The 6,118-nt window shown below is 65.7% G+C and carries 6 protein-coding genes; 3 read left to right on the forward strand and 3 right to left on the reverse strand.

Annotated elements, in window-relative coordinates; translation table 11 throughout:
* Nucleotides 1-77: 77 nt before the first annotated feature.
* From DOM66_RS09430 to DOM66_RS09440, 3 genes are read right to left on the reverse strand one after another with little or no spacing between them, the layout of a single operon-like run.
* Nucleotides 78-668 (reverse strand): YggT family protein, encoded by a 591-nt coding sequence (locus DOM66_RS09430; RefSeq protein WP_110674151.1) that lies wholly within the window; start codon nucleotides 666-668, stop codon nucleotides 78-80.
* A gap of 28 nt (nucleotides 669-696) precedes the next feature.
* Nucleotides 697-1,536 carry a pyrroline-5-carboxylate reductase gene (gene proC, locus DOM66_RS09435; RefSeq protein WP_110674152.1) on the reverse strand — a complete coding sequence of 280 codons (840 nt, stop codon included), beginning with the start codon at nucleotides 1,534-1,536 and terminating at the stop codon, nucleotides 697-699.
* Between the two features lie 37 nt (nucleotides 1,537-1,573).
* A complete protein-coding gene (locus DOM66_RS09440; protein ID WP_110689955.1) occupies nucleotides 1,574-2,290 on the reverse strand; it encodes a YggS family pyridoxal phosphate-dependent enzyme in 717 nt (238 codons plus the stop codon).
* A gap of 40 nt (nucleotides 2,291-2,330) precedes the next feature.
* Here DOM66_RS09440 and DOM66_RS09445 point away from each other — a divergent pair, with 40 nt between their 5' ends.
* The 3 genes from DOM66_RS09445 to tyrS all read left to right on the forward strand — a co-directional run bounded on the left by DOM66_RS09445 (nucleotide 2,331) and on the right by tyrS (nucleotide 5,886).
* Nucleotides 2,331-3,371 carry a type IV pilus twitching motility protein PilT gene (locus DOM66_RS09445; protein WP_110689956.1) on the forward strand — a complete coding sequence of 347 codons (1,041 nt, stop codon included), beginning with the start codon at nucleotides 2,331-2,333 and terminating at the stop codon, nucleotides 3,369-3,371.
* A gap of 92 nt (nucleotides 3,372-3,463) precedes the next feature.
* Complete coding sequence (locus DOM66_RS09450; protein WP_110689957.1) at nucleotides 3,464-4,594, forward strand: PilT/PilU family type 4a pilus ATPase; 1,131 nt, start codon at nucleotides 3,464-3,466, stop codon at nucleotides 4,592-4,594.
* Nucleotides 4,595-4,686: 92 nt separating this feature from the next.
* Nucleotides 4,687-5,886, forward strand: coding sequence for a tyrosine--tRNA ligase (gene tyrS / locus DOM66_RS09455; protein WP_110674156.1), 1,200 nt, complete (start codon nucleotides 4,687-4,689; stop codon nucleotides 5,884-5,886).
* Nucleotides 5,887-6,118 lie beyond the last annotated feature (232 nt).

Consider the following 6,118-nt stretch of genomic DNA (forward strand, 5'->3'; position numbering starts at 1 on the left):
ACGCGGAGGTCTCCAGAATCAGCAGGGCAGACGACCGCCCCCGGGTACGGCGTGCGACCCGGGGGCGGTGGTGGCGTTCAGAATCCGACCAGGGCGCCCGGCAGGCCGGCGGCGCGGGCCAGCGCACCGACCACCAGGCTGTCGAGCAGGTTGATGGCGATGAAGACCACGATCGGCGACAGGTCGATCATGCCCAAGGGCGGGATGACACGGCGCACCGGCGCCATGATCGGCTCGACGATCTGCATCACCAGCAGCGCGCCGGGATGGCTCGCGCGGGGCGCCACCCAGCTCAGGATGATCATGATGATCAGGGCGAAGAAGTAGATCTTCAGAATGGCATTGAGCACCCCGGCGATGGCGGCGAGCAGAATGCCCTGCAGCGGGGGCATGCCGAAGCCGGCGAACTGGAAGATGGCGATGATCACGATCGCCTTGAGCAAGAAGCCGGCGAACAGGGTGGCGATGTCGATGCGGCCGAACGGGCGCAGGATCTTCTGCAGCGGCGCCACCACCGGCTGGGTCGCCTTGACGATCCCCTGGCTCATGGGGTTGTAGTAGTCCGCCTGCGAGAACTGCAGCAAGAAGCGCAGCATGAGGACGAAGAGGTAGATGCTGACGAGGCTGTTGACCAGCATCAGACCGGCGCTTCCAAGATGACTGCCCATCGAATGATCTCCTAGTGATTCGGCAACTTCAGTTCTGGCTCAGTTCACGTGACAGCTCGCGGGCGCGCTCTGCGGCGGCCTCGGCGGCTTCGGCCACGATGCGCGCGAGCTCGGCATCCTGGAAGCTCTGGATGGCGCGCTCGGTGGTGCCGTTGGGCGAGGTGACGCGGCGGCGCAGCTCGGCCGGTTCGAACTCGCTCTCCCGCGCCATCTTGGCCGCACCGTAGACCGTCTGCAGCGCCAGCCGACGGGCGCTCTCCGGCGCCAGCCCCAGCGCGATGCCGGCGGCCTCCAGCGACTCCATGAACAGGAAACAGTAAGCCGGACCGCTGCCGGCGACGGCGGTCACGGCATCGATCTGCGCCTCCTCCTCGACCCACTCGACCAGTCCCACCGCGCCCAGCAGTTCGCTCGCCAGGCTGCGCTGTGCGGCGTCGACGCGGGCATTGGCATAGAGACCGCTGGCGCCAGCGCCGACCAGTGACGGGGTATTGGGCATGCAGCGTATCACGGGCAGCTCGCCGCCCAGCCACTGCTCCAGCGTGGCCGCTTCGAGCCCGGCGGCCACCGACATGATCAGCGGGCGGCGCGCCTGCACCGCCTCGCGCAGCGACAGACACAGCTCGCGCATCATCTGTGGCTTGACCGCGAGCACTACCACGTCGGCCTCGGCCACTGCTGCGAGGTTGTCGCGGGTGGTGTTGACGGGATACCGCGCGGCGATGGCGTCGAGTCGCTCCTGGCTGCGCGAGGTGGCAGTGATGGCGGCGGCCGGATAGCCGCTGTCGAGCATGCCGCCGAAGATGGCGCTGGCCATGTTGCCGGCACCGATGAAGGTGATACGGCTGGCCTGGGATGAGTCGGTCATGACGAAATCCTGTATCGCAGCGAAGAAAAGTGTGGCCTCAAGGCCGGGCACCGACGGGCGGGCGGCTGCCGAAGATCGCGGTGCCCAGGCGTACCAGCGTGGCGCCCTCGGCCACGGCGGCCTCGAGGTCACCGCTCATGCCCATCGACAGGGTGTCCAGCGGCGCCTCGGGGAAGCGCGTGCGCAGCCCCTCGAAGGCGACACGTACGGCCCGGAAGGCCTCACGCTGGCGGGCCGGGTCGTCGCTCGGTGCCGGCAGCGCCATCAAGCCGCGCAGGCGCAGGTTGGGCAGTCCCAGCAGCGCCTCGGCCAGGGCCGGCAGCGCCTCGGCGTCGACACCGGCCTTGCTCGCCTCGCCGCTGACATTGAGCTGCAGGCAGACATTGAGCGGCGCGAGCGTCGGCGGACGCTGGTCCGACAGCCGGCGCGCGATCTTCTCACGCTCGACGCTGTGGACCCAGGCGAAGTGCTCGGCGACGTCACGGGTCTTGTTCGACTGCAGGGCGCCGATGAAATGCCACTCGATGTCGTCGAGAGCGGCCAGCTGGGCCTGCTTCTCCAGCGCTTCCTGCAGATAGTTCTCGCCGAACGCGCGTTGACCGGCGTCATATGCCTGACGCAGCATGGCGGCAGGCTTGGTCTTGCTGACGGCCAGTATGCGGGCCGCCTGCGCGGGGCGTCCTGCGGCCTGCAGAGCGTTCTGCAGGCGCTGGTTGGCCGCGTGAAGGGACTGGGGCACCGACGCTTCTGGCATACTAGACAGCGACCTTATGCAGGGGATCGTATAAAAGCCCATGGATATTACCGAACTGCTGGCGTTTTCGGCAAAGCAAGACGCCTCGGACCTGCACCTCTCGGCGGGTCTGCCGCCGATGATTCGTGTCGATGGCGACATGCGGCGTCTCAACGTGCCGGCACTCGACGACAGCCAGGTCCGGCGGCTTATCTATGATGTGATGAATGATCGCCAGCGGCGCGACTTCGAAGCCGATCTGGAAACCGATTTCTCGTTCGAGGTGAACGGGGTCGCCCGTTTCCGGGTCAATGTCTTCACCCAGGGGCGCGGTGCCGGCGCGGTGTTCCGCATCATTCCCAGCCTGGTGCGTTCCCTCGAAGAGCTCGATCTGGGCGATGTATTCCGGCGCCTGGCGATGCTCCCCCGCGGCCTGGTGCTGGTGACCGGCCCTACCGGCTCGGGCAAGAGCACCACGCTGGCAGCGATGATCGACTACATCAACAGCCACCGCCAGGAGCATATCCTCACCATCGAGGACCCGATCGAGTTCGTCCACCAGAGCAAGCGCTGTCTGATCAACCAGCGCGAGGTACATCGTGACACCAAGGGCTTCGCGCCGGCGCTGCGCTCCGCCCTGCGCGAGGACCCGGACGTGATCCTGGTGGGGGAGCTGCGCGATCTGGAGACGGTCCGCCTGGCACTGACCGCTGCCGAGACCGGGCATCTGGTCTTCGCCACCCTGCATACCACGTCGGCGGCCAAGACCATCGACCGTATCATCGATGTCTTCCCGGGTGACGAGAAGGGGATGGTGCGTTCGATGCTGTCGGAGTCTTTGCAGGGCGTGATTTCGCAGACGCTGCTCAAGCGCGCCGGCGAGGGCGGCGGACGTGTCGCGGCACACGAGATCCTTCTCGGCAACTCGGCGATCCGCAATCTGATCCGCGAAGGTAAGGTGGCGCAAATGTACTCGGCGATCCAGACCGGCGGCAATCTGGGCATGCAGACCCTGGATGCGGCGCTCGCCCGACTTATCGCCGATGGTGTGGTATCGCGTCAGGAGGCACAGGCCAAGTCTCGTGCGGGATTCGAGAGCTAGTGCCGGAGGCCATCGACACCGCTGCCCGATGAGCGGGCCGAGCGCGACGGGCTCCAGGTCTGTCGCAGCCGTTTTTTTGTTCAGGACTCGTCATGACGCCGCATCAATGGTTTGAACAACTTCTCGATATCATGATCGCCAAGCAGGCCTCCGACCTGCTGATTTCCACCGGTGCACCGCCCTGTCTCAAGCTCGACGGCAAGCTGGTCGCGCTCGGCGATGTGCCGCTGCGCCCTGAACAGGTGCGTGAACTGGTCGCGACGACCCTGCCGCAGGGGAGCCGCGAGGCGTTCGAGCGCGAGCGCGAGGCCAACTTCGCGCTCAGCCTGAGTGGCAAGGGACGTTTCCGGGTCAGTGCCTTTTTCCAGCGCAGCCAGCAGGCGATGGTGGTCCGCCGCATCGCCTATGACATACCCGCCCTGGAGAGTCTGGGGCTGCCCGAGGTGGTCACCACGCTGCCGACGATTCGGCGCGGTCTGGTGCTGGTGGTCGGGGGAACCGGCAGCGGCAAGTCGACCACCCTGGCGTCGATGATCCAGCATCGCAACGGCACCAGCGGCGGACACATCATCTGCATCGAAGACCCGATCGAGTACATGCATCCGCATCAGCGCGGGATCATCAATCAGCGCGAAGTGGGCATCGATACCGAGTCTTACGAGGTCGGGCTGAAGAATGCGCTGCGCCAGGCGCCGGACGTGATCGTGATCGGAGAGATCCGCAGCCGCGATACCATGGAGCTGGCGCTCGCCTTTGCCGAAACCGGGCATCTGTGTCTCGCCACGCTCCATGCCAACAACGCCGACCAGGCGGTGGAGCGGATTCTCAATCTGTTCCCGCCCACGCGCCACGACCAGGTATGGATGGATCTCTCTCTCAACCTGCGTGCGGTGGTGGCGCAGCAGCTGCTGCCGCGGCGGGATGGTGAGGGGCGCTGTCTGGCCACCGAAGTGATGCTGCAGTCGCCGCTGATCAGCGAGCTGATCCGGCGCGGCGATATCAGCGAACTCAAGCCGCTGATCCGGCGTTCGCGGGAGCTGGGCATGCAGACCTTCGACCAGTCACTGTATGCCCTCTATCGACAGGGGCTGATCGACGAGAGTGTCGCGCTCTCGCACGCCGACTCCGCCAACGACCTGCGCATGCTGATCAAGTATGGCGAGTCGGGCGAGGGTGGCGGCGAGACGGATGAGGGCCGCTTCACCCTGGCCGACGACGACTGACGCGCCACCGGGTGCGGCTCAACGGCGCCCGGCAGTCATGCTACTATTGCCGCCTTTCAAGACCGATAGCGTTTGGAGTGGAGACGGATACGATGACCGAGGTCGCCGAGGCGCTGGCACTGATCAAGCGAGGCACGCAGGAAATCCTGGTCGAGGAGGAGCTGGTCAAGAAGCTCGAGTCGGGCCGCAAGCTGCGTATCAAGGCCGGGTTCGACCCCACGGCACCCGACCTGCACCTGGGGCACAGCGTGCTGCTGACCAAGATGCGCCAGTTCCAGGACCTGGGCCACGAGGTGATCTTCCTCATCGGGGACTTCACCGGGCGAATCGGCGATCCCACCGGCAAGAACGTCACCCGCAAGCCGCTCACCGAAGAGGAGGTCAAGGCCAATGCCCAGACCTATCGTGAGCAGGTATTCAAGATCCTCGATCCGGCCAAGACCGAAGTGCGCTTCAATGCCGAGTGGTTCGGTGAGATGTCGGCAGCGGACATGATCGAACTTGCCGCCCAGAGCACCGTGGCGCGCATGCTCGAGCGCGACGACTTCGAGAAGCGCTACCGCGCGGGGCAGTCGATCTCGATCCACGAGTTCCTCTACCCCCTGGTCCAGGGCTACGACTCGGTCGCCCTCGAGGCGGACGTCGAGCTCGGCGGTACCGACCAGAAGTTCAACCTGCTGATGGGGCGTGAGATCCAGAAGCACTTCGGGCGCGAGCCGCAGGTGGTCATCACCATGCCGCTGCTCGAAGGGCTGGACGGCGTCAACAAGATGTCCAAGTCGCTCAACAACTACGTCGGCGTGGACGATGCCCCCGGGGTGATGTTCAACAAGCTGGTGTCGATGCCGGACAGCCTGATGTGGCGCTACTTCGAGCTGCTGTCACTGAAGTCCAACGATGAGATCGAGGCGATTCGCCGCGACATCGAGCAGGGCGCCAACCCGCGCGACATCAAGATGACCCTGGCGCGTGAGCTGATCGCCCGCTACCACGGCGACGAGGCGGCGGCCAACGCCCACCGCTCTGCGGGCAATCAGCTGGCGGAGGGCGAGCTGCCCGACGACCTGCCCGAGGTCGAGGTGAGCTTCGACGGGGCGGCCGAAGCCCCGATCGCCGCGGTGCTCAATCGCGCTGACCTGGCCACCAACAGTGCCCAGGCCAAGGACATGCTCAAGAACGGCCGGGTGAAGGTCGATGGCGAGGTGGTCAACCCGAGCACCATGCTGGCGACCGGCAAGTGCTACGTCATTCAGGCCGGCAAGAAGCGCTACGCCCGCGTCACCCTCGGCTGATCGCGCCGTCGTTTCCCGGTAACGCCCGCCCTGTGCGGGCGTTACGCGTTTCTGGGGGCGGGGGCGGACCGCTCGGTCAACTTTTTTACCGCGAGCCCTTGCCAAGGCCGCGGGAGATCCGTAAAGTACGCATCCGCTGACGCCGAGACAGGTTCCCGGGGTTGGTGGAAAAGCTAGCTAAGCTGTTGAAAAGATTGAATAAATCGATTGACAGTCAGCGATGAGAACGGCA

This window comes from Salinicola endophyticus (genome assembly GCF_003206575.1).
Classification (GTDB): Bacteria; Pseudomonadota; Gammaproteobacteria; order Pseudomonadales; family Halomonadaceae; genus Salinicola; species Salinicola endophyticus.

What these genes read in the sequence shown, in the direction of transcription:
- DOM66_RS09430 (WP_110674151.1), bottom strand. Translation starts at nt 668, where the DNA reads ATGGGCAGTCATCTTGGAAGCGCCGGTCTGATGCTGGTCAACAGCCTC.
- proC (WP_110674152.1), bottom strand. Translation starts at nt 1,536, where the DNA reads ATGACCGACTCATCCCAGGCCAGCCGTATCACCTTCATCGGTGCCGGC.
- DOM66_RS09440 (WP_110689955.1), bottom strand. Translation starts at nt 2,290, where the DNA reads ATGCCAGAAGCGTCGGTGCCCCAGTCCCTTCACGCGGCCAACCAGCGC.
- DOM66_RS09445 (WP_110689956.1), top strand. Translation starts at nt 2,331, where the DNA reads ATGGATATTACCGAACTGCTGGCGTTTTCGGCAAAGCAAGACGCCTCG.
- DOM66_RS09450 (WP_110689957.1), top strand. Translation starts at nt 3,464, where the DNA reads ATGACGCCGCATCAATGGTTTGAACAACTTCTCGATATCATGATCGCC.
- tyrS (WP_110674156.1), top strand. Translation starts at nt 4,687, where the DNA reads ATGACCGAGGTCGCCGAGGCGCTGGCACTGATCAAGCGAGGCACGCAG.